Source organism: Burkholderia sp. AU45251 (genome assembly GCF_030482905.1).
Taxonomy (GTDB): domain Bacteria; phylum Pseudomonadota; class Gammaproteobacteria; order Burkholderiales; family Burkholderiaceae; genus Burkholderia; species Burkholderia aenigmatica.
In genome coordinates, this window is the sequence record NZ_JAUJQH010000011.1 from 63,337 (window position 1) to 84,138 (window position 20,802).

Annotated in this window: 19 protein-coding genes and 1 tRNA gene; 8 read left to right on the forward strand and 12 right to left on the reverse strand. The window is 65.7% G+C overall.

The window, feature by feature from the left end; all coding sequences use genetic code 11:
- Window positions 1-5: 5 nt before the first annotated feature.
- The 5 genes from aroE to QZM67_RS21635 are packed head-to-tail and all read right to left on the reverse strand — an operon-like array spanning window position 6 to window position 3,860.
- Window positions 6-842 carry a shikimate dehydrogenase gene (gene aroE, locus QZM67_RS21615; protein WP_301806556.1) on the reverse strand — a complete coding sequence of 279 codons (837 nt, stop codon included), beginning with the start codon at window positions 840-842 and terminating at the stop codon, window positions 6-8.
- A 6-nt stretch (window positions 843-848) separates the two neighbouring features.
- The gene (locus QZM67_RS21620; RefSeq protein WP_301806557.1) at window positions 849-2,060 is read right to left on the reverse strand and encodes a CaiB/BaiF CoA-transferase family protein; all 1,212 of its coding nucleotides are present in this window, start codon (window positions 2,058-2,060) and stop codon (window positions 849-851) included.
- Window positions 2,060-2,518 carry a MaoC family dehydratase gene (locus QZM67_RS21625; protein WP_301806729.1) on the reverse strand — a complete coding sequence of 153 codons (459 nt, stop codon included), beginning with the start codon at window positions 2,516-2,518 and terminating at the stop codon, window positions 2,060-2,062. Before QZM67_RS21625 ends, QZM67_RS21620 begins: the two co-directional genes overlap by 1 nt.
- 2 nt (window positions 2,519-2,520) lie before the next feature.
- Window positions 2,521-2,913: a VOC family protein gene (locus QZM67_RS21630; RefSeq protein WP_301806559.1), complete on the reverse strand. Its 393-nt coding sequence runs from the start codon at window positions 2,911-2,913 to the stop codon at window positions 2,521-2,523.
- Window positions 2,910-3,860: a ketopantoate reductase family protein gene (locus QZM67_RS21635; protein ID WP_301806730.1), complete on the reverse strand. Its 951-nt coding sequence runs from the start codon at window positions 3,858-3,860 to the stop codon at window positions 2,910-2,912. The genes QZM67_RS21630 and QZM67_RS21635 overlap by 4 nt, the downstream gene beginning before the upstream one ends.
- A gap of 106 nt (window positions 3,861-3,966) precedes the next feature.
- On the opposite strand from QZM67_RS21635, the gene QZM67_RS21640 reads away from it, so the two are divergent.
- Window positions 3,967-4,872, forward strand: coding sequence for a LysR family transcriptional regulator (locus QZM67_RS21640; protein ID WP_301806560.1), 906 nt, complete (start codon window positions 3,967-3,969; stop codon window positions 4,870-4,872).
- Between the two features lie 199 nt (window positions 4,873-5,071).
- Here the strand turns inward: QZM67_RS21640 and QZM67_RS21645 are convergent, their stop codons facing one another.
- Together QZM67_RS21645 and QZM67_RS21650 are read right to left on the reverse strand one after the other, a co-directional pair.
- The gene (locus tag QZM67_RS21645) at window positions 5,072-6,274 is read right to left on the reverse strand and encodes an integrase arm-type DNA-binding domain-containing protein (protein ID WP_301806562.1); all 1,203 of its coding nucleotides are present in this window, start codon (window positions 6,272-6,274) and stop codon (window positions 5,072-5,074) included.
- Between the two features lie 173 nt (window positions 6,275-6,447).
- Window positions 6,448-6,534 (reverse strand) — tRNA-Leu (locus QZM67_RS21650).
- 236 nt (window positions 6,535-6,770) lie between these two features.
- On the opposite strand from QZM67_RS21650, the gene hpnD reads away from it, so the two are divergent.
- Complete coding sequence (gene hpnD, locus QZM67_RS21655) at window positions 6,771-7,604, forward strand: presqualene diphosphate synthase HpnD (RefSeq protein ID WP_043188045.1); 834 nt, start codon at window positions 6,771-6,773, stop codon at window positions 7,602-7,604.
- A 9-nt stretch (window positions 7,605-7,613) separates the two neighbouring features.
- Here the strand turns inward: hpnD and QZM67_RS21660 are convergent, their stop codons facing one another.
- From QZM67_RS21660 to QZM67_RS21670, 3 genes are all read right to left on the reverse strand, one after another.
- Complete coding sequence (locus QZM67_RS21660) at window positions 7,614-8,822, reverse strand: DUF1501 domain-containing protein (RefSeq protein WP_301806565.1); 1,209 nt, start codon at window positions 8,820-8,822, stop codon at window positions 7,614-7,616.
- Between the two features lie 67 nt (window positions 8,823-8,889).
- On the reverse strand, window positions 8,890-10,392 hold the full coding sequence (locus tag QZM67_RS21665) for a DUF1800 family protein (protein ID WP_089451015.1): 1,503 nt from the start codon (window positions 10,390-10,392) through the stop codon (window positions 8,890-8,892).
- 132 nt (window positions 10,393-10,524) lie between these two features.
- Window positions 10,525-10,803 carry a hypothetical protein gene (locus tag QZM67_RS21670; protein ID WP_089450797.1) on the reverse strand — a complete coding sequence of 93 codons (279 nt, stop codon included), beginning with the start codon at window positions 10,801-10,803 and terminating at the stop codon, window positions 10,525-10,527.
- A 267-nt stretch (window positions 10,804-11,070) separates the two neighbouring features.
- Between QZM67_RS21670 and ompR the strand changes: the two genes are divergently transcribed.
- The 4 genes from ompR (at window position 11,071) to QZM67_RS21690 (ending at window position 14,540) form a co-directional block, all read left to right on the forward strand.
- Complete coding sequence (gene ompR, locus QZM67_RS21675) at window positions 11,071-11,796, forward strand: two-component system response regulator OmpR (protein ID WP_004199523.1); 726 nt, start codon at window positions 11,071-11,073, stop codon at window positions 11,794-11,796.
- A gap of 40 nt (window positions 11,797-11,836) precedes the next feature.
- On the forward strand, window positions 11,837-13,198 hold the full coding sequence (locus QZM67_RS21680) for an ATP-binding protein (RefSeq protein WP_175023853.1): 1,362 nt from the start codon (window positions 11,837-11,839) through the stop codon (window positions 13,196-13,198).
- Window positions 13,199-13,387: 189 nt separating this feature from the next.
- Window positions 13,388-13,936 (forward strand): peroxiredoxin, encoded by a 549-nt coding sequence (locus QZM67_RS21685; RefSeq protein ID WP_043188036.1) that lies wholly within the window; start codon window positions 13,388-13,390, stop codon window positions 13,934-13,936.
- Window positions 13,937-14,012: 76 nt separating this feature from the next.
- Window positions 14,013-14,540 (forward strand): carboxymuconolactone decarboxylase family protein, encoded by a 528-nt coding sequence (locus QZM67_RS21690; protein ID WP_011352388.1) that lies wholly within the window; start codon window positions 14,013-14,015, stop codon window positions 14,538-14,540.
- A gap of 125 nt (window positions 14,541-14,665) precedes the next feature.
- Here the strand turns inward: QZM67_RS21690 and ispF are convergent, their stop codons facing one another.
- Together ispF and ispD are read right to left on the reverse strand one after the other, a co-directional pair.
- Window positions 14,666-15,151, reverse strand: a complete 486-nt coding sequence (ispF, locus tag QZM67_RS21695) for a 2-C-methyl-D-erythritol 2,4-cyclodiphosphate synthase (protein WP_043188034.1) — start codon at window positions 15,149-15,151, stop codon at window positions 14,666-14,668.
- 28 nt (window positions 15,152-15,179) lie between these two features.
- Window positions 15,180-15,893, reverse strand: coding sequence for a 2-C-methyl-D-erythritol 4-phosphate cytidylyltransferase (gene ispD, locus QZM67_RS21700; protein WP_043188032.1), 714 nt, complete (start codon window positions 15,891-15,893; stop codon window positions 15,180-15,182).
- Window positions 15,894-16,000: 107 nt separating this feature from the next.
- Here ispD and mfd point away from each other — a divergent pair, with 107 nt between their 5' ends.
- Window positions 16,001-19,471, forward strand: coding sequence for a transcription-repair coupling factor (mfd, locus tag QZM67_RS21705; RefSeq protein WP_175023855.1), 3,471 nt, complete (start codon window positions 16,001-16,003; stop codon window positions 19,469-19,471).
- Between the two features lie 105 nt (window positions 19,472-19,576).
- A complete protein-coding gene (gene argE, locus QZM67_RS21710; RefSeq protein ID WP_205822479.1) occupies window positions 19,577-20,797 on the forward strand; it encodes an acetylornithine deacetylase in 1,221 nt (406 codons plus the stop codon).
- The last annotated feature ends 5 nt before the right edge of the window (window positions 20,798-20,802 follow it).

The window sequence follows — 20,802 nt, forward strand, 5'->3', positions numbered from 1 at the left end:
CGCAATTAGTCGAGCGGCACCGTGAGACGGTCGATGACCGCAGCAGTTTGCGGACGCACGCCGCGCCACCATGCAAACGCTTCGGCGGCCTGTTCGACCAGCATGCCGACGCCGTCAGCGACGCCATGCACGCCTGCGTTGCGCGCGAGCCGCAGGAACGGTGTGAGGCGCTTGCCGTACGCAAGTTCATACGCGGTGCCTGCCGGGCTGAACACGCTCGGCGGGACCGGTGGCAACTCCCCCGTCAGGCTCGCGGAAGTCGCGTTGACCACGAGATCGAATCGGCCCATCGCGGGAAGATCGCCATAGCTGCGAGCGCGCAGTGCAGCGCCACCTGAACCGACCTGGCCAACCAGCGCCTCACCCTTGGCCACGTCGCGGTTGGCGATAACCAGTTCGACGGGACCCGCGGCGAGAAACGGCAGCAACGCGCCACGCGCGGCGCCGCCCGCACCGAGCAGCAACACGCGCTTGCCAGCGAGCGGAACGCCGAGATTCACTTCGATATCGCGCAACAGGCCAACGCCGTCGAAATTCTCGGCGATGATCCTGCCATGTTCGAACTTGAGCGCATTGGCGGCGCCCGCCAATGCCGCGCGTTCGCTGCGTTCGTTGGCGAGCGCGAAGGCCTTCAGCTTGAACGGCGCGGTGACGTTCAGGCCTTTGCCGCCTTCGCCGGCGAACTCGCGCACAACTCTAGCGAAGCCATCGTCAGGATCGAGCGGACCTTCGATCGCGACATAGGACATCGCCTGTTGTGTCGCTTCGGCAAACAGGCCGTGAATCAGCGGAGACTTCGTGTGTCCGATCGGGTTGCCGATCACGGCATACTGGTCAGTCATGGTGCCTCACTTCGAGTAGAGAACGCCTTCGGTTTGCATCGCGTCGATTTCGGCGGCGGAAAAGCCGAGCGATTGTGCAACCTCCGTGTTGTGCTGCCCGAGATCGGGCGCGACGTCGCGAATGGTCGTGTCGCAATGAGAAAAGCGAAATGGCAGATTGGGCAGACGCAGCTTTCCGTAACGCGGATGATGCTGCTCGACCACCATCCCGCGCGCCTGGATCTGCGGATCGTCCAGCACTTCGTCGATGCGCTGCACCTTCGCGCAAGGCACATCGATGCCATCCAGCAGTTCGATCACCTGCTCAACAGGACGTGCTGCAACCCACGGCTGCACGACGGAGAGAATCGCCTGCCGGTGCGTGTTGCGGCCCACACTATCGTGAAAGCGCGCATCGCTGCCGAATCCAGCAGGGCCGCCATGCGTTTCGATCAGCGCGGCGAGGCGCTTCCATGCATCGTCCACTTGCGCCGCGATCACGAGGTCGCCGTCTGCTGCGCGAAACACGCCATAAAGCGTCGAGGTCGGCATGTCGTGACCGGTTTGCTCCGGCAGCACGCCTCGCAGCGTGTAGCACTGCACCGCATACTCGTGCATGGAAACGAGCGTGTCGTACAGCGCCATGTCGATGTGCTGGCCGCGGCCGCTCTTCACGCGCCCGAGCAACGCAGCATTGATTGCCGCCACCGCGTGGATGCCCGTATACATGTCGCCGAGCGAAATGCGCAGCAGCGGCGGCGGCTCGCCCAGCGTGCCGACCATCTGCATGATGCCGCTCTTCGCCTCCGCGATCAGGCCAAAGCCCGCACGATGTGCATCGGGTCCCGTGTGGCCGTATGCGGAGATCGAACAGTAGACGAGGCCCGGATTGCGCGCGGATAGCGCCTCATAGCCCAGCCCGAGCTTATCCAGCGCGCCGGGCCGGTAGTTCTCGACGAACACGTCTGCCGAGTCGCACAGGCGGCGCATGAAGTCCTTGCCGCGCGTGTCTTTCATGTTGACGCTGACGCCGCGCTTGCCCATGTTCAATTGCAGGAAATAGCCACTTTGCTGGTCGTCGAGCACGGTCGCGTGCTGGCGTCCCGCGTCGCCGCTGCCGGGACGCTCGACCTTGATGACTTCGGCGCCGAGCGCCGCAAGGCAGCGGCCCACGTAGGGACCGGCGAGGAAGTGGCTATAGTCGACGACGCGGATGCCTTCGAGGGGACGGGCCTGCATCAGAACGCTCCCGGCCGGCGCGGCACCATCAGACGATGCTCGCCGCGTTGAACTACCTGGTCATCCTGATTGATCAGCTCCGATGCCAGTACGACGATGCCCCAGCCGGGGCGGCTGTTGCTCGGCCGCATCGCGCCAACGCGAAACTTCACATGCAGCACATCGTTGACCTTGATTGGTAGCAGGAAATCCCAAGTCCACCCGAGTGACATGCCGGGCAGGAAGCGATAGTCGCTCTGAGTCTTGAGGCCGTCCGCAATCGAGAGCCCGAAGAGCCCATGCGCGACGAGACAGCCAAAGTGGCTCGCGTTGGCATACGCTTCGTCCACGTGCACGAGCGTATGGTCGCCCGTGAGGTCGGCGTACGCGAGAATGCGCTCCTTCGTCACGATGTAGTTCGGGCTCACGCACTCGTCGCCTTCGCGGGCGTCGTCCCAGTACTTGTCGATGATCATCATGCTCATGCCTCCGCGCGTGGGTTGATGCTCAGCGCCTGCGCGACACACGACGCGGGTCTCGCCTGAATCAGTTCGACGGCAAGGCCGTCGGGCAGGCGCAACCAGTTGCGACCCTGCGGCATCTCGCTGACGCCATAGGCCGGGGCCACAGCCAATGCCGCTTCCAGGTCCTCACACATGACGCCAAGATGCGCGAGGCGCCCTTCAGGCCCTTCGTGTTGCGGCGCATGAATGAACTGCAGGCCACCGAGCGTCCAGTACTGACGCGGCGCCTCGACGGTGCCGTCGACTTCGCGCAGGGTCATGCCGAGCACGTCTTCGAAGAAGCGGATATGCCACCGGATGTCCTTCACCCAGATCGCGACGTGCTCCAGATAAGCCTTCGAGCCGCTCATACGGTTGCCTCCTTGCGCTGTTCGTCGGCCATCGCGCGTTCGATGCCCTTGATGCATGCCACCAGCGTCGCGTTGACGGGCGTCGGCACGCCGAGCCGTTGTCCCCAGCGCACCACCGAGCCGTTGATGAAATCGACCTCCGTGACGGAGCCTTTTTCGAGGCTTTGCAGCATCGACGTCCTGAACGCAGGAGAGAGGCCTTCGGCCGCGAGCGTCCACACTTGTTCGGGGTTCGTCATCGACAAGGCGATGCCCGCCGCCTGTGCGGCTGCCATGGCTTCACCGATGGCAGCGAGCGCCGTCGCCTTCAACAACGGCTCGTCATAAAGCTGACCGTAGGTGAGACGTGTGATGCCCGTGATCGCGCCCGTAGCGACATTGACGAGCAGCTTGTCCCACATCGTGCCCATGATGTTGTCGCTAACCGTGGTCATCAGCCCGGCGGCGTTGAAAGCCTCGGCAATCGCCTGCACCCGGGGCGTGATCTGCCCATCGAGTTCGCCGATATAGGTCGCTTTGCCGGTCACGCCCGACTGGACATGCCCCGGACCGCGCAACACGCCACCGACATACGTCTTGCCTGCAAGCACCCGCTCGCGGCCCACGATATCGGCGAGCACGTCTTCGTGCCCGAGTCCGTTTTGCAGCGACAGCACGAGCGTTTCGGGCCCGATCAGCGCGAGTGCGCCGCGCATCGCCGCGTCGGTGTGGAAGGACTTGACCAGCACAACGACCACGTCGGCCACGCCGACGTCGCTCGCCTGGGTCGCGGCTTGCACCGGGACGCGGCGCGTGCCGTTCTCGTCGTCGACCTGCAGACCGTCGCGACGCATCGTTTCGACATGGACGGGCGAACGGTCCAGCAGCCAGGTTTCGTGGCCGCCGTCCGTGAGGGTGGCGCCGATCGCGCAGCCTAGTGCGCCGGCGCCGAGAATCGCAATCTTCACAGGGCTTCTCCTTGACGTGTAGGCACACGATAGGAGTTGGCACCCATATCGGCAATGCAATGACTACAATGACACCATTGCACCAGACAATAATGCCAGCCGATCCATGATGCCGCTCGATTTACCCGATCTGAAGCTGCTGCAACTTTTCGACCTGCTCTACGACACGCGCAGCGTCACGCGCGTCGCCGAGCAACTGGGGCAGAGCCAACCGACCATCAGCATCTGGCTCGGGCGGCTGCGCGAGCACTTGCAGGACCCGCTTTTCATCCGCACGCCTGGCGGCATGGCGCCGACGCCGCAAGCCGACGCGCTGATCGGGCCTTGCCGCGAGATACTCGAATCGCTCAGGCGCTTCGTTGCGTGGGAGATCGCATTCGATCCCGCAACGGCGCAGCGGCGCTTTCGCATCTGCATGACGGATGCGAGCCACATTACGCTGTTGCCGCGCCTGCTCGCGCATGTGCGCGCGCAGGCGCCCGGTATCCGGCTCGAGGCGGCGGGAATCGACGGCAACACGGAACGTGCGCTGGAGTCGGGCGAAGCTGACCTCGCGATCGGCTATGTGCCCTGGCTCAGCGGCGGCATCTACCAGCAGCAGCTCTATCAACAAGACTGGGTGTGCCTGACCAACCGCCATCATCCGCGCGTTCGCGGACGGCTCGGGTTGAAGAAATACCGTTCGGAGGGGCACGTCGCGATCGAATCGGGCACCGGTGCGCAACTGCTCGAACAGGCGCTGGCGCGCGAGCGGATCGAGCGTGACGTCGTGCTGCAACTGCCCGGATTCCTCGGGCTCGGAACGATCGTCCAGACGACCGATCTGGTCGCCACGCTGCCTCGTCACATCGGCGAAACGCTTGCGCAGGCCAACGATCTGGCCGTTCATTCGTGCCCGATTCCCGTGGATGGGTTTGCCGTGAGGCAACACTGGCATCCGCGGTATCACCAGGAGGCCGGGAATCGCTGGTTGCGCGGTGTGGTCGTTCAGTTGTTCGGCGTTTCACCGTGAGAATGAACCTAAGGCACTGCGCGTCAGTTCACGAAGAATACGACCGTTGTACCTCTGCAACCTGCCGTTGACGGCATGTGCGAACGAGCGTCCGAGATGGGTCGACAACGGAAGCTGGTCCATGTGGACGCCAACGCCAACCTTCAGCACCACGGCTATCGGTTATCGAGGCAGCCGCGAATTGTGCGATTGCACATCCCTAAGAAACAGCGGCCACCGGGCCTTGCTTGAGCCGGTCGAGGTAGTCGGCCCACTTCTGCATCATCGCCCGGCGTTCTTTGATGAACCGCGTCCGGTTATATGCACCTCCGAGCACATCAGGTACCGCATGCGCAAGCTGATGCTCAATCACTTCCGGCTTCTGCTCAAGTTCCTCGTGGAGGATCGTTCTGGCCATCGCGCGGAATCCGTGTCCCGTTATTTCTGTACGTGTGTCGTAGCCGAGTCGACGCAGCGCGGCATTGATAGCGGCATCGCTCATCGGGCGATTCCGATCGCGCGCGCCAGGAAACAAGTAGCGACCGCCTCCGGTCAGCGAGTGCAACTCACGGAGAATCGCGACCGCCTGAGTCGCAAGCGGCACGAGATGATCGGTCTTCGTCTTCGTAACGAGATAACGCCACTCGGCCTTGTCAAGATCGAGTTGCGACCATTCAGCCTTCCGCAGCTCACCGGGGCGTACGAACAGCAGAGGGGCCAGTTTGAGCGCGCAGAGAACGGGAAAGGTACCGGTGAAGCCATCGAACGCGCGTAGCATTTCACCCACCTTAATCGGCTCGGTGATAGAGGCGAAGTGAATCGTGCGTGTCGATGGGATTGCTCCGAGCAGGTCACGTGCCGGATCGACCTTACAATAACCTTCCTTGATGCCATACCGGAACGCCTGACTGAGTTCCGCACGCACCCGATGAGCCGTATAGCGCGCGCCTCGCGAATCAATGCGCTTGAGCAGCGTAAGCACTTCCGGCGCGTCGATCTCAGCGATTGGCCGCTTGCCGATCCAAGGGAATACATCATTCGTGTACCGCGCCAGCGTCTTTTCGTACTGCGCGGGTTCGACCGAAGCGCGGCGCTCCTCCATCCAAGCAAGCGCGACAGCCTCGAATGAATTCGACGCTGCCAGCTTGGCGGCGCGCTTGTCCGCCTTCTTCACCTCTCCCGGATCAGCCCCTACCGCGAGACGCTCGCGGGCCTCGGCGCGGCGCTTGCGCGCCGTTTGTAGCGAGACATCGGGATAGACCCCAAGAGAAATCCGCTTTTCCTTGCCGCCGAAGCGGTACTTCAATCGCCACCACTTCCCACCAGCGGGAGAAATTTCCAGGTACAAGCCGCCACCGTCGAACAAGCGCGTAGGCTTCGCGGCAGGCTTGGCATTCTTGATAGCGGTATCGGTCAGCGGCATGGGGGCAACTCCATGACTGGGACGGGACACACTTCCATGTTATCCCCAATGTTGCCCCAACTTGCCCCCAGCTTCAACCGGTAATGACCGGAACATCGCAGAATGAAAAAACCCGCGAAGCCTTTAGCTATCGCGGGTTTCAAGAGTTCTCGGGAACAAACCGGAACTTGAGTTGGTGCGTGAGGCCGGACTCGAACCGGCACACCCTTGCGGGCGTCAGGACCTAAACCTGGTGCGTCTACCAATTTCGCCACTCACGCGCATTTCTGTCGCCTGATCACGCGGCACGCAAGATGCGTTTCCACGCGCCCGGGACATCGCGCCGGCCTGGAACCGGCACGCCCGATCAGGCGAGCGCGAGATTCTACCCGATCCGCGCGGCATTGTCTCGCCCCTGCCGGCACCCGTCGTGCAGCGGTGCTAGAATGCCGCGCTCGACGTTTCGGCACCGCGCCGCCGCGCGTCCCCCGAACCCGCCCCCCACACGATTCCGCCCGTGAACTTCGACGACTACTGTCAGCAAAAGGCCGCCCCCGCGGGCTCCAGCGTCTATTACGCGCTGCGCCAGGCGCCGCTCGCCACGCAACCGCGCCTGACCGCCCTGTTCGCGCTGCGCCGCGAACTCGAGGAAACCGTCAAGGAAACCAGCGACCCGACCATCGGACACACGAAGCTCGCGTGGTGGCACAAGGAACTTGCGGCACTGGCCGACGGGCAGCCGTCGCACCCGGTCACGAAAGCGCTCGCGCAGCATCATCCGGCGATCGCCGCCGAGGCCGACGCATTGCGCACGCTCGTCAACGGTTACGGGATGGATCTCGAACAGGCGCGCTACCTCGATTTCGCGAACCTGCAGCGCTATATCGCGCAGGTCGGCGGCGTCTTCGCGTCGCTGGTCGCGCGCGCCAGCGCTGCGAACCCGGCCGACCCGCAACCGTGGGCCGCGGATGCCGGCCGCGCACTGATGCTCGCGCAATTCGTGCAGGAACTCGGCAACGACGCGCGCCACGGCCGCATCTACCTGCCGATCGACGAACTGCAGCGCTACAACGTGACCGCGGCCGATCTGCTGAACCGCCGCTACAGCCCGGCCTTCACCGAATTGCTGCAATTCCAGACGGCCCGCGCGCGCGAAGCGCTCGCGGCCGCCGAAGCGGCGATCCCCGCATCCGAACGCCGCGCGCAGCGCACGCTGCGCGCGCAGATCGCACTGACCGGCTCGCTGCTCGACGAAATCGAGCGCGACGGCTACCAGGTACTGCACCAGCGCATCGCGCTGACGCCGATCCGCAAGCTGTGGATCGCGTGGCGTGCCGCGCGCCGGCGCTGACCTGACTCCCTAAGCCTTCAGCAGCGGCAGCGTATCGAAGCGCTGCTGCAGCACGCGCGTCGCGTCGAGCCCCCACCACGGCCCGAGCACGGTCGCGTAGAGCTGGCGGAAATCGACCGCGACCGGCAGGTTGCCGTTGCCGTCGAGCCGCCCGAGCGCGGGTGGCGCACCGTATAGCCCGCCAGCCACGCGGCCGCCCATCACGAAATGCGGCGCGGCCGTGCCGTGATCGGTGCCGTTGCTCTGGTTCTCGCGCACGCGCCGTCCGAATTCCGCATACGTCATCACGAGCGTCTGGTTCCAGCGCCCGAGCTCGATCAACGCACCGCGCATCGCGCTCATCCCTTCCGCAAACTGCTTGAGCAGCGCGGCCTGCTGCCCCGGCTGGTTCTGGTGCGTATCGAAGCCGTTGAGCGTCAGGCGCAGCACCGCGACACCGTCCTGCGCGCCTGGCCCGGACGCTTCGCACGCGGCCAGCACCTGCATCGCGGTCTTGACCGACGTGCCGAACGCGCCAGCCGGAAAGGCCGTCCTGAACTCACGCATCCCGCCGCGCGGGCGCAGCCGGTCGGCCGCCTTCACGATGTCGTTCTCGACGTCGATGATGTGTGCGAGCGCGGGGTTCTGTTCGCGCAGCGACGACGGCTCGGCGAGCCGGGCCGCACGGATGAACTGCGCGGGATTGACGAGCGCGATCGCACGCGCGCCGTTCGAGAGCGGCCCCATCTCGGCGCTGCCGAGCACGACGCCGTCCGCCGCGAAACCGGGCGGCACGGGCGCCTGCGCGAACGTGCGCGTGAGCCAGCCTTCGTGCAGGTATTGATCCGAGCGCGACGCGGTATCCCAGATCTCGATCGAGCGGAAATGCGACAGGTTCGGCTGCGGATAGCCGACACCCTGCACGACCGCAACCTGCCCGTCGCGCCACAGCGGCATCAGCGGCGCCAGCGACGGATGCAGCCCCGTGTGCGCATCGAGTTGCAGCACCTGCTCACGCTTGATGCCGATGCTGCGCCGGAACTGGTAGTACAGCGGATCCGCGTACGGCACCACTGTGTTGAGGCCGTCGTTGCCGCCCTTCAGCTCGACGAGGATCAACACGTTCGCATACCCGGCCACTGGCGGCCGCCCCGTCGCGGCCATCGCGGGCGCCTGCCACAGCGACACGCCGGCCGCGGCCGCAGCACCCGTCAGCGTCAGAAAATCACGTCGGTTCATCGCGCATCCTTTGGTTCGCCGCCCGGCACCTTTGCCGCACCGGTTCCCCGCTTCATCGTCGTTCGAGTCATTTCAGCTGATAGGCCGGATCCATCAGCAGCGCCTCGAGATATGCGCTGCCGGTCGAATCCGTGTCGATCGCGGCGACCGGCGACAGCTGCAGCACCGCATGCTGCAACTGAAGCTCGGTCGACAAGCCCGCGATCGCCTGCGGCCGCGCGCGATATTGCGCCAGCCAGCGCTCGAGGTCGAAACGCAGGCCGGCGCGCGCGGGCTTGGCAGGCGCACCGCGCATACCCGCGGCGGACGCCGTATCGACCACCGGCATTGCGTGCGCGCGGGCGTTCGTCGGCGGCGCCATCGCATGCGCCGGCGGGTGCATGCCGGCCGTTTCCGTCGCGCGGAACAGTTGCTCGACGAACTGCTTGCGTGCGAGCAGCGTGGTGCTGTTGATCCACAGCGCGCCGCCCGGCCAGCCCTTCACGTTTGGCGGGTAGAACAGGTTCTGCCCGAGCGTGCGCACGGTGTTCGCAAGCATCTGCGGATCGCCGTATGAAACGTCGAACAGCCGCACCGACCCGACGACGAATTCCGCTGGCGATTTGACGAGCACGCCGCGGTTGCGTGGATCCCAGAATGCGTCGGTCGACCACAGCGCGGCGAGCGCCGCGCGAATGTCGTAGCCGCTCGTGCGAAACCGCTCGGCCACCGCATCGAGCGCCGCCGGGTCGGGCGTATCCGACACGAACTCGCGCCACAGCTTGCCGGCGATGAAGCGCGCGGTGCCGGGCCGCTTCAGCAGGATGTCGAGAAAGCCGTCGCCGTCGAACGGCCCCGTTTCGCCGAGGATCGTCTTGTCGCCCGCATCGTGCAAATCCGGCCGCACCTCGAAGCGATAAGTATCGGGGTCGACCGTCCAGCCCGTCATCGCACGCGCGGCTTCGGTCACGTCGTACTGCGTGTAATGCCCTTCGCCGAGCGTGAACAGCTCCATCACCTCGCGCGCGAAGTTCTCGTTCGGGCGCCCCTTGCGATTGCTCGCGCCGTCGAGATACTGCAGCATCGCCGGATCCTTCGCGACCGCGTGCAGCAGCGTGCCGAAGTTGCCGAGCGCCTCGCGGCGAAACAGCGCGTTCTGCGCGGCCATCGTCTGCGGGTAAGGTACCTTGTCCTGCCCCGACGTGAAGTGCCCGTGCCAGAACAGCGTCATGCGCTCGGTCAACGGCGACGGCGTGACGATCATCTCGTTGACCCACGCCGCGCGCAGCGCATCGTACCGAACGTTGCGCTCGCGCTGCTCGTCGCGCCGCATGTCGGGGGTCAGTGCCTGGCGCTGCGCGCGCGTCGGCGGCAGCTCGGCGATCCAGTCGGGCCACGTCGTGACGGGGTCGCGGCGCACGTTGCCGAGCGTGTCGGCCACGACCTGCGCGCGCGTCATGCCGACGATGCGCGCGACATCGGCGGGTGCGGGAGAAAAACCGGTCCGGCTCAGGAAAAACAACGCATCGTCGGCGTCGAGCGGCGACTGCATAGCGGGCGACGGCGCCGGTGCGGCAGCGTTCGCTTTCATCGTCATGGACTCCCGGAACGCACCGGCGGTGCGGATGCCGGTACAACGGCAATCGGCAGGCGAAAGTTGACGGGAAAATTGCTACGAATCTTTTCCGAGCGAGGTATTCCGCGCAGCGCGAAAGACGGCGCGTCAGCGCTTGTACAGCTCGCGAACGGCGTCCTCGATGTGCTGGCGCAAAAGGTGGCGCTCCTCGGGCGTCATGTGCCCGTCGCGGCGGCGCTGTTCGAGATCGGGAGGCACGGCGGAACGGACCGTCATCTCGGCGGCACGGTCGGACTGCGGCGCTTTGCCGCGCGGCAGCTTGCGCGACGATGCGCCCTGCTCGGGGCGCTGCGCATACGCGAAGTTCGACGCATACGGACCGGCAAGTGCGATCGTCAGCATCACTGCAATCCGGGCAGATCGCATGACCGTCCTCGCTTCTTTGGTCGATTTGTTCCCTTCGTCACGCGGCAACCGGCTACCTCTGGTACTTGAAAAACCCTGCGGAATTCGGGTGTGCAAAGATGAAAGATGGAGTGCAGGGGAGTATCTACCGAATTTCGGCTTCGAGTAAAGGAATCTCTATAGCCTGCCTTTACTCCGCGCGACACTACGGGTAAATTTTGTAACCGACTGTAACGCACGAAAATACGTGGCCGTGCGTCAATTCCCATTCGCGATAAGATGCCGATCATGGAAACGAAAAACCCCTCCAAGATTCTCGTCGTCGACGACGACCCGCGCCTGCGCGATCTGCTGCGCCGCTATCTCGGCGAGCAGGGTTTCAATGTCTACGTCGCGGAAAACGCGACCGCAATGAACAAGCTCTGGGTACGCGAGCGTTTCGACCTGCTCGTGCTCGACCTGATGCTCCCGGGCGAAGACGGCCTGTCGATCTGCCGCCGCCTGCGCGGCAGCAACGACCGCACGCCGATCATCATGCTCACCGCGAAGGGCGAAGATGTGGATCGCATCGTCGGCCTCGAGATGGGCGCCGACGATTACCTGCCGAAGCCGTTCAACCCGCGCGAACTCGTTGCGCGCATTCATGCGGTGCTGCGCCGCCAGGCGCCGGCCGAACTGCCGGGCGCGCCGTCGGAAACCACCGAGGTGTTCGAGTTCGGCGAGTTCTCGCTGAACCTCGCGACGCGCACGCTGACGAAATCCGGCCAGGAAATTCCGCTCACCACCGGCGAATTCTCGGTGCTGAAGGTGTTCGCGCGTCATCCGCGCCAGCCGCTGTCGCGCGAGAAGCTGATGGAACTCGCACGCGGTCGTGAATACGAAGTGTTCGACCGCAGCCTCGACGTGCAGATCTCGCGCCTGCGCAAGCTGATCGAACCGGATCCGGGCAGCCCGCGTTTCATCCAGACCGTCTGGGGCCTCGGCTACGTGTTCATCCCGGACGGCGCGGCCTGATCTTTTTCCTTTCCGGTTTCGCCCGCCCACGGCCCGTCCCATGCGTATCGACCGGCGCCTCCTGCAGCTCGCGTTCGGCGGGCTGTTCTGGCGCACCTTCCTGCTGATCGCGCTGCTGATCTCGGTCAGTCTCGCCGCGTGGTTCCAGAGCTTTCGCGTCATCGAGCGCGAGCCGCGTGCGCAGCGCGTCGCGCTGCAGCTCGTCGCGGTCGTGAAGCTCACGCGCACTGCCCTGCTCTATTCCGATCCCGATCTGCGGCGCGCGCTGCTGCAGGATCTCGAGAGCAACGAGGGCGTGCGCGTTTACCCGCGCGAGAAAACCGACAAGTTCAAGCTGCAGCCCGACGAATCGCTGAACCGCCTGATCGAACACGACATCCGCAGCCGTCTCGGCGACGATACCGTGATCGCGCAGTCGGTCAACGACATTCCCGGCGTGTGGATCAGCTTCAAGATCGATGACGACGATTACTGGGTCGCGCTCGATCGCGACCAGCTCGACAACGTCACCGGCCTGCAGTGGGCCGGCTGGGGGCTATTCGCGCTCGCGTTGTCGCTATTCGGCTCCGCGTTCATCACAAGCCTGGTGAACCGGCCGTTCTCGCGGCTTGCGCTCGCCGCGCGGCAGATCGGCTCGGGTCAGACACCCGAGCTGCTGCCCGAGCGCGGAATGGGCGTCGCGGCCGATACCAACCGCAGCTTCAACCAGATGGTGCGCGACCTCGAGCAGCTCGAGGCCGACCGCGCGCTGATGCTCGCGGGCATCTCGCACGACCTGCGCACGCCGCTCGCGCGGCTGCGGCTCGAAACCGAAATGAGCCCGTCCGACCAGGCGACCAAGGACGCGATGGTCGACGACATCGAACAGATGGATCGCATCATCGCGGCTTTCATCGATTACGCGCGCCCGTCGCAACGCAAACCGGAGCCCGTCGACCTGTCGTCGATCGCGCAGGAAGTCGCTGCGCGCGTGTCGGGCGAGGATGGCGTCGAGATCCGCACGCGGCTGGCGCCGAGCGCGGTGATCGAAGCCGACGAGACCGACATGCGCCGCGTGATCGGCAACCTCGTCGAGAACGCACGCAAGTATGGCCAAAGCAAGCAGGACGGCGTGTCGCGCATCACGCTCGAGACGCGCGTGTCGCACGCGCGCGTCGAGCTGTCGGTGAGCGACGAAGGCCCCGGCATCCCCGAAGATCAACTGCCGCTCGTGATGCGGCCGTTCTACCGCGTCGACACCGCGCGCACCAAGGCGGACGGCACGGGCCTCGGGATGGCGATCGTGCTGCGCCTCGTGGGCCGCTATCGCGGCGCGCTGCGCCTGCGCAACCGCAACCCCGAAGCGGGCCTCGAAGTCACGCTCGAATTCCCCGGCGCCGGCAAGGCGCGCGCGACTGCGTGACGCGCTCGCGCACGCTTCTTGCACTGCACACTATCGATCCGGTTGAAAAAAGCTATGAGGGTCGTTAGTCAAAATCTATTGAAGTTACTAATTAATAGTGTTATAGTCTTGCCCATGCTGTCACATCATCGTTGCAGCACCGAGGTAGCTTGACTCAGTCTTCTTCCCAACTCATACAGGAGTATCCGCATGAAAACCGTGGGCGATAAACTCGAAGCTTTCACCGTCGTAGCCGCGAAGCCGGGCTTCAACAATCACGAGGAAAACGGCCAGTCGGCATTCGAGACCGTCACCGAAGCGTCGTTCCCGGGCAAGTGGAAGATCATCTACTTCTATCCGAAGGATTTCACGTTCGTGTGCCCGACGGAAATCGTCGAGTTCGCGAAGCTCACGAAGCAGTTCGAAGAGCGCGATGCCATCCTGCTGGGCGGCAGCTCGGACAACGAATTCGTCAAGCTCGCATGGCGCCGTGAGCACAAGGACCTGAACAAGCTGAACCACTACTCGTTCGGCGACGTCAAGGGCGAGCTGATCGACCAGCTCGGCGTGCGCGACAAGGAAGCCGGCGTGGCCCTGCGTGCAACGTTCATCGTCGATCCGGACAACACGATCCAGCACGTTTCGGTGAACAACCTGAACGTCGGCCGCAGCCCGGAAGAAGTCCTGCGGATTCTGGACGGCCTGCAAACGGACGAACTGTGCCCGTGCAACCGTGCAGTCGGCGGCGCAACGCTGTAAGCGCATCGATGCACGAAGCCCGCGGCGCACGTCCTGCCTGCGGGCTTTTTTAACGGCCAACCCATAGGAGATATCAATGGAATTCATCGACTCGATTAAGGCACGTATTCCCGACTACGCGAAGGACATTCGCCTGAACCTCGACGGCACGATCTCGCGCTCGTCGCTCGAAGGCACCGACGCGGTCGGCGTTGCGCTGGCGGCGGCGATCGCAGCGAAGAGCACGGTGCTCATCAAGACGATCCGCGAGGCCGGCGTGCTGTCGCCCGAAGAGACGAACGCCGTGCTGACGGCGGCCGCGCTGATGGGGATGAACAACACCTGGTATCCGTATGTCGAGATGGCCGACGACGCCGACCTGAAGACGCAGCGCGCCGAGCTGCGGATGGGTGCGTATGCGACCCACGGCGGCGTCGACAAGCGCAAGTTCGAGATGTACGCGCTCGCCGCGTCGATCGTCGGCAAGTGCCACTTCTGCGTGAAGTCGCACTATGCGCTGCTGAAGAACGAGCAAGGGATGACTGTCACGCAGCTGCGCGACGTCGGCCGTATCGCGTCGGTGATCAACGCCGCCGCGCAAGTGATCGCCGCTGAAGGCGAGTAAGCGGTTGCACCACCCGGCCGGCAGCCACGCCGGCCTGGTCGCCGCGCCAAACGAAAATGCCACGCATCCGCGTGGCATTGTCATTTCCGCGGCGCGGCGGTCGAACCGCGCGCCGCAGCCGGGCGTCAGCCGCCCTGCTTCACCAGCAGCGCCGCGGCCTGCGCCTCGATCCCCTCGCCGCGGCCGAGATAGCCGAGCTTCTCGTTGGTCTTCGCCTTCACGTTCACGCGATCGAGCGGCAGCCCGAGATCGGCCGCGATGTTCGCGCGCATCCCGTCGATATGCGGTGCCAGCTTCGGCGCCTGGGCGATTACCGTACTGTCGACGTTCTGGATCGTGAAGCCGGCCGCCTTGATCCGTGCCACGCACTCGCGCAGCAGCACGCGGCTGTCGGCGCCCTTGAAGGCCGCGTCCGTGTCGGAGAAATGGCGGCCGATGTCGCCGAGCGCCGCCGCGCCGAACAGCGCGTCGGTGATCGCGTGCAGCAGCACGTCCGCGTCCGAGTGGCCGAGCAGGCCGCGTTCGTAAGGAATCGTCACGCCGCCGATGATGAGGGGGCGCCCCTCGACGAGCTGGTGCACGTCGTAGCCTTGTCCGATTCTGAAATCCATGCGTGTTCCGATTGAGAGGGGGTAAATGTCAGGAGGCGTTCGCAGGGCGCGCGGCGAGGATCGCCTCCGCGAGCGCGAAATCTTCCGGGTACGTGACCTTGAAATTGCGCAGGCTGCCCTGCACGACGCGCGGCGTATGGCCTGCCCATTCGATCGCGCTCGCCTCGTCGGTCAGGTCGTGCCCTTCCCGCTGCGCGCGCAGGATCGCCTCGCGCAGCATGCCGATGCGGAACATCTGCGGCGTCTGCGCCTGCCACAACGCGTCGCGCGACTCGGTGCGCGCGATTGCGTCGCCGCCGGCCGGCACGCGCTTGAGCGTATCGGCCACCGGCAGCGCGACGATGCCGCCGACCGGATCGTCCTTCAGCGTCGCGACCAGCGTGCGGATCAGCTCCGGCGTGATGCCCGGGCGCGCGGCGTCGTGCACCAGCACCCAGTCGTGGTCGGTCGCGCCGAACTCGGCCAGCTCCAGCAGCCCGTTCAGCACCGACGCCTGGCGCGAGCCGCCGCCGCAGCGGCGCACCGCGAAGCGCAGCCCCGCGAAGCGGCGCGCGTCGAAATGGGAATCGTCGGGCGAGAGGACGACGAGCGTCTGCGCGAATTCGCTGCACGCGTCGAACGCGGCGAGCGTGTAGTGCAGCAGCGCGCGGCCGGCCAGCGTGCGGTATTGCTTCGGCACGGCCGAACCGGAACGGCTGCCCGTGCCGGCACAGGGAATCAGGGCGAAAAGTCGGGGAGTCACGAAGGGAAACGCCGGAAAGATGAAATCGAGAAGCGGATTTTATAATAGGTCTTTCGTCTCGACCGGCGCACCGCGATGCGCCCGTGCACGCCACCCCTGTCGTCCCTATGCCAGATAACGCTTCCACCCCGTCCGCCTCGCCCATTGCCCGCGTCAAGTCCGGCCAGCGTTTCGCCTTCGACGGCGCGCATGGTTCCGCCGACGCGCTCGCCATCGCCCGTTATCTCGCCGACAACCGCCAGGAGGTGCCGCTCCTCGCGGTGATCTGTGCGAACGCGGTCGACGCGCAACGGCTCTCGCAAGAAATCCGCTACTTCTCGCCGGACGCGCGCGTGCGCCTGCTGCCGGACTGGGAAACGCTGCCGTACGACACCTTCTCGCCGCACCAGGACCTGGTATCCGAGCGTCTCGCGACGCTGCACGATCTCGGCGAGGGCCGCTGCGACATCCTGCTCGTGCCCGCGACCACCGCGCTGTACCGGATGCCGCCCGCGTCGTTCATGGCCGCGTACACGTTTGCATTCGCTCAGGGCGAGCGGCTCGACGAAGCGAAGCTGAAGGCGCAGCTCACGCTGGCCGGCTACGAGCACGTGAGCCAGGTCGTGCGGCCCGGCGAATACTGCGTGCGCGGCTCGCTGATCGACCTGTACCCGATGGGCTCGCCGCTGCCGTACCGGATCGACCTGTTCGACGACCAGGTCGACTCGATCCGCGCGTTCGACCCGGACACGCAGCGCAGCCTCTACCCGGTGCGCGACGTGCGGCTCCTGCCCGGCCGCGAGTTTCCGTTCGACGAAGCCGCGCGCACGGCCTTCCGCAGCCGCTGGCGCGAGACCTTCGAAGGCGACCCGAGCCGCGCGCCGATCTACAAGGACATCGGCAACGGCGTGCCGTCGGCCGGCATCGAGTATTACCTGCCGCTGTTCTTCGACGAAACCGCCACGCTGTTCCACTACCTGCCGCAGGATGCGCACCTGGTGTTCACCGGCGACCTCGAAGCGTCGATCCGCCGCTTCACGGCCGATACGAAGCAGCGCCATGCGTTCCTCGCGCACGATCGCGAGCGGCCGATCCTCGAGCCGCAGCGGCTGTTCCTGTCCGACGAGGATTTCTTCGCGTTCGCGAAGCCGTTCGCCCGCGTCGTGCTGCCCGCGCAGCCGGCCGGTGGCTGGGCGACGGCGCTACCCGAGCTCACCGTCGATCGCCATGCCGACGATCCGCTCGCGTCGCTGCGCACGTTCGTCGAATCGTCGGGCAAGCGCGTCCTGCTGACCGTCGAATCGGCCGGCCGCCGCGAGACAATCCTGCAACTGCTCGCCGAACACCATCTGCGCCCCGCGTCGAACGACCACTTCGCGGGCTGGCTCGAAAGCGACGAACGCTTCGCGCTCGGCGTCGCGCCACTTGCGAACGGCTTCGCGGTGCCGGGCGAAGGCTATGCGGTCGTCACCGAGACCGAACTGTACGGCGCGCTCGGCCGCCGCGCGGGCCGCCGCCGGCAGGAACAGGCGAGCAACGTCGACGCGATGGTGCGCGACCTGTCGGAGCTGAAGGTCGGCGACCCGGTCGTCCACGCGCAGCACGGCATCGGCCGCTACATGGGCCTCGTGTCGATGGATCTCGGCGAAGGCGAGACGGAATTCCTGCATCTCGAATACTCGGGCGACAGCAAGCTCTACGTGCCCGTCGCGCAACTGCACGTGATCTCGCGCTACAGCGGCGCCGATCCCGACAGCGCGCCGCTGCACGCGCTCGGTTCCGGCCAGTGGGAGCGCGCGAAGCGCAAGGCCGCGCAGCAGATCCGCGATACGGCCGCCGAGCTGCTGAACCTGTACGCGCGCCGCGCGGCCCGCGAAGGCCACGCGTTCTCGCTCGATCCGCGCGACTACGTGAAGTTCGCCGAAAGCTTCGGCTTCGAGGAAACACCCGACCAGGCAGCCGCCATCGCGGCCGTGATCGGCGACATGACGAGCGGCAAGCCGATGGATCGCCTCGTGTGCGGCGACGTCGGCTTCGGCAAGACCGAGGTCGCGCTGCGCGCCGCGTTCATCGCGGTGCTGGGCGGCAAGCAGGTCGCGCTGCTGTCGCCGACCACGCTGCTCGCCGAGCAGCACACGCAGACCTTCGCCGACCGCTTCGCGGACTGGCCGGTGCGGATCGTCGAGCTGTCGCGCTTCAAGACCGCGAAGGAAGTCAACGCGGCGATCGCGCAGATCAACGAAGGCAGCGTCGACATCGTGATCGGCACGCACAAGCTGCTGTCGTCGGACGTGCAGTTCAAGCGCCTCGGCCTCGTGATCATCGACGAGGAACACCGCTTCGGCGTGCGCCAGAAGGAAGCGCTGAAGGCGCTGCGCGCGGAAGTCGACGTGCTGACGCTCACCGCGACGCCAATCCCGCGTACGCTCGGGATGGCGCTCGAAGGGCTGCGCGATTTCTCGGTCATTGCAACCGCGCCGCAGAAGCGCCTCGCGATCAAGACCTTCGTGCGCCGCGAGGAAGAAAGCGTGATCCGCGAGGCGATGCTGCGCGAGCTGAAGCGCGGCGGTCAGGTGTATTTCCTGCACAACGAGGTCGAGACGATCGAGAACCGCAAGACGATGCTCGAGGCGCTCGTGCCCGAAGCACGCATCGCGATCGCGCACGGCCAGATGCACGAACGCGAACTCGAACGCGTGATGCGCGATTTCGTCGCGCAGCGTGCGAACGTGCTGCTGTGCACGACCATCATCGAGACCGGCATCGACGTGCCGAGCGCGAACACGATCATCATGCACCGCTCGGACAAGTTCGGCCTCGCGCAGCTCCACCAGTTGCGCGGCCGCGTCGGCCGCTCGCATCACCAGGCCTATGCGTACCTGCTGGTCCACGATCCGCAGGCGCTGACCAAGCAGGCCCAGCGCCGGCTCGAAGCGATCCAGCAGATGGAGGAACTCGGTTCGGGCTTCTATCTCGCGATGCACGACCTCGAGATCCGCGGCACCGGCGAAGTGCTCGGCGACAAGCAGTCGGGCGAGATCCACGAGATCGGCTTCCAGCTCTATACGGACATGCTGAACGACGCGGTGAAGGCGCTGAAGAACGGCAAGGAGCCCGACCTCACCGCCCCGCTCGCCGCGACGACGGAAATCAACCTGCATGCACCGGCGATCCTTCCGGCCGACTACTGCGCGGACGTGCAGGAGCGGCTGTCGCTGTACAAGCGGCTCGCGAACTGCGAGCACGGCGACGCGATCGACGGTATCCAGGAAGAGCTGATCGACCGCTTCGGCAAGCTGCCGCCGCAGGCGCACGCGCTCGTCGAGACGCACCGGTTGCGAATCGCCGCGAAGCCGCTCGGCATCGTGAAGATCGATGCGAGCGAGGTCGCGATCGGGCTGCAGTTCGAGCCGAATCCGCCGATCGATCCGATGCGGATCATCGAGATGGTGCAGAAGCACCGGCACATCAAGCTCGCGGGCCAGGACAAGCTGCGCATCGAGACGCGCTCGCCGGATCTCGCGATCCGCGTGTCGACGATCAAGGAAACGCTGCGCGCGCTCGGCCCCAAGCAAGGAGCGGCTACCGCGGTGCGCTGACGCGATACTGGCGGGTGCGGCGTTGCTGCACCGCATCGCGTCCGGCGAAGGCGGGCCGACGCGTTTTTGAGTATGATTTTCCCATTCATCAGACGGAGTCTTGCCATGTCCACTCTCGACGCGACGGTGTCGTCCGCCGCCGACCAAGGCGACGCGTCGCTCGTCAGCCTGCCCTGGATCAAGCAACTGGTGTCGATGGACACGACGAGCCGCGTGCCGAACCTCGGCCTGATCGAAACGGTACGCGACGCGCTCGCCGCAAAAGGCATCGCATCGACGATCACGCACGATCCGCGCGAAGGCTGGGCCAACCTGTTCGCGACCGTGCCCGCGCACGACGGCTCGACGAACGGCGGCATCGTGCTGTCGGGGCATACCGACGTCGTGCCGGTCGACGGCCAGCAATGGGACAGCAATCCGTTCGCGCCGGAAATCCGCGACGGCCGCCTGTACGGCCGCGGCACCTGCGACATGAAGGGCTTCATCGGCACCGCGCTCGCGTTGCTGCCCGAGATGCAGGCGACCCGGCTCGCGAAGCCGATCCATTTCGCGCTGTCCTACGACGAGGAAATCGGCTGCGCGGGCGCGCCGCTGATGATTGCGGATCTGGTCAAGCGCGGCGTGCAACCGTCCGGCTGCATCGTCGGCGAGCCGACCAGCATGCGGCCGATCATCGCGCACAAGGGCATCAATGCGTACCGCTGCTGCGTGCGCGGCCACGCGGCGCATTCGTCGCTGACGCCGAAGGGACTGAACGCGATCGAGTATGCGGCGCGCCTCATCTGCCACATCCGCGACATCGCCGACCGCTTCCGCGCCGAAGGCCCGTTCGACGCGCTGTACGACGTGCCGTTCACGACCGCGCAGACGAGCACGATCCAGGGCGGCAACGCGATCAACACGGTGCCGGCCGAATGCCGGTTCGACTTCGAGTTCCGCAACCTGCCGACGCTCGACCCCGAGCAGATCTTCACGCGCATCGAAGCCTATGCACGTGAAACGCTGCTGCCACAGATGCTTCGCGAGCATCCGAATGCCGCGATCGAATTCTCGAAGATCGCCGCGGCGCCCGGCCTCGACGCCACCGAACAGGCCGCGATCACGCAGCTCGTGCGCGCGCTGACGGCCGACCAGGACAAGCGCAAGGTCGCGTACGGCACCGAGGCCGGCCTGTTCGAACGCGCGGGCATCCCGAGCGTCGTATGCGGGCCCGGCAACATCGAGCAGGCGCACAAGCCGAACGAATATGTCGAGCTCGCGCAGCTCGCCGGCTGCGAACAGTTCCTGCGCAAGTTCATCCGCAGCATGTCGGTCGACGCGCACTGACTGCC

Bases quoted from the DNA above. Each gene is read 5' to 3' on its own strand.
- aroE (WP_301806556.1), bottom strand. From the start codon at position 842: ATGACTGACCAGTATGCCGTGATCGGCAACCCGATCGGACACACGAAG.
- QZM67_RS21620 (WP_301806557.1), bottom strand. From the start codon at position 2,060: ATGCAGGCCCGTCCCCTCGAAGGCATCCGCGTCGTCGACTATAGCCAC.
- QZM67_RS21625 (WP_301806729.1), bottom strand. From the start codon at position 2,518: ATGATGATCATCGACAAGTACTGGGACGACGCCCGCGAAGGCGACGAG.
- QZM67_RS21630 (WP_301806559.1), bottom strand. From the start codon at position 2,913: ATGAGCGGCTCGAAGGCTTATCTGGAGCACGTCGCGATCTGGGTGAAG.
- QZM67_RS21640 (WP_301806560.1), top strand. From the start codon at position 3,967: ATGATGCCGCTCGATTTACCCGATCTGAAGCTGCTGCAACTTTTCGAC.
- QZM67_RS21645 (WP_301806562.1), bottom strand. From the start codon at position 6,274: ATGCCGCTGACCGATACCGCTATCAAGAATGCCAAGCCTGCCGCGAAG.
- QZM67_RS21660 (WP_301806565.1), bottom strand. From the start codon at position 8,822: ATGAACCGACGTGATTTTCTGACGCTGACGGGTGCTGCGGCCGCGGCC.
- QZM67_RS21665 (WP_089451015.1), bottom strand. From the start codon at position 10,392: ATGAAAGCGAACGCTGCCGCACCGGCGCCGTCGCCCGCTATGCAGTCG.
- QZM67_RS21670 (WP_089450797.1), bottom strand. From the start codon at position 10,803: ATGCGATCTGCCCGGATTGCAGTGATGCTGACGATCGCACTTGCCGGT.
- ompR (WP_004199523.1), top strand. From the start codon at position 11,071: ATGGAAACGAAAAACCCCTCCAAGATTCTCGTCGTCGACGACGACCCG.
- QZM67_RS21680 (WP_175023853.1), top strand. From the start codon at position 11,837: ATGCGTATCGACCGGCGCCTCCTGCAGCTCGCGTTCGGCGGGCTGTTC.
- QZM67_RS21685 (WP_043188036.1), top strand. From the start codon at position 13,388: ATGAAAACCGTGGGCGATAAACTCGAAGCTTTCACCGTCGTAGCCGCG.
- QZM67_RS21690 (WP_011352388.1), top strand. From the start codon at position 14,013: ATGGAATTCATCGACTCGATTAAGGCACGTATTCCCGACTACGCGAAG.
- ispF (WP_043188034.1), bottom strand. From the start codon at position 15,151: ATGGATTTCAGAATCGGACAAGGCTACGACGTGCACCAGCTCGTCGAG.
- mfd (WP_175023855.1), top strand. From the start codon at position 16,001: ATGCCAGATAACGCTTCCACCCCGTCCGCCTCGCCCATTGCCCGCGTC.
- argE (WP_205822479.1), top strand. From the start codon at position 19,577: ATGTCCACTCTCGACGCGACGGTGTCGTCCGCCGCCGACCAAGGCGAC.